The 819-nt window shown below is 30.8% G+C and carries 2 pseudogenes; both read right to left on the reverse strand.

The features are described 5' to 3' along the window. A pseudogene (locus HMPREF9075_RS13730) lies at positions 1-320 on the reverse strand (hypothetical protein); the annotation flags it as partial. Positions 321-344: 24 nt separating this feature from the next. Then, positions 345-819 (reverse strand): annotated as a pseudogene (locus tag HMPREF9075_RS13735) (hypothetical protein); the annotation flags it as partial.

Genomic DNA, 819 nt, shown 5'->3' on the forward strand with positions numbered 1-819 from the left:
CCATATTTTCTATATTCAGGAGCAGGAGAAAATTCAGCTGCACCCATATCTAAGTCTCCTGAGCAAGGGATGCGACAAATGCCCCAATTAGCTACTTTTTTAACTCCTGTCTTATAACTTGTCCAAGTCCCTACAAATTGGTTGTTTCTATAGTCATCTGAATATTCTTCAATATCATCAAATAAAAACACTCCTTTATTGTTAATATACCATCTTAATAAAACCTTTCCTTCAAAGATACCCGTAGCTGATAATTTCTTATCTTCTCTAAAGTAATAATCAGCAATAATAATTCCTTGTGATTTTATTTTCCCCACCATATCATCGTCTGCTCCTCTAGAATGCTATGCAAAAAAATATACATGTTTGATTTTTATTTCTCCTTCAAACAATCTTACATTTTTACCAACTTTTGTTTTCCCTTTTGCTATATAAAGACTATCATTTGTTGTTGATTTTTCTATTTTTAGAAAATTAATCTCTAATCTTCTTTTAATCTTTATATCAATAAACCCAATATAAGGAATAACCCCATAAGGAAAAGATGGTTTAGAGAGCATTGAACTTATATTAATGTTCCCTAAATCAAGTCTTCCTTTGCTATTAAAAACGCCATTTGTATAGCCCATCTCTTCCTTAATAAAATCTTCAAAATCACAATGTTCTTGTGCATTAGATATGGTATCAGATTCGGTATCAGATTCGGTATCAGATTTGGTATCAGATTCGATACTTAATAATTCATTTTGTGGATCTTTTTCAGTGTTATTATCAACAACGTTCTTACAAGAACTCACTGTCCCTATTAAAAATAAACTA

This window comes from Capnocytophaga sp. oral taxon 332 str. F0381 (assembly GCF_000318275.2).
Lineage (GTDB): Bacteria > Bacteroidota > Bacteroidia > Flavobacteriales > Flavobacteriaceae > Capnocytophaga > Capnocytophaga bilenii.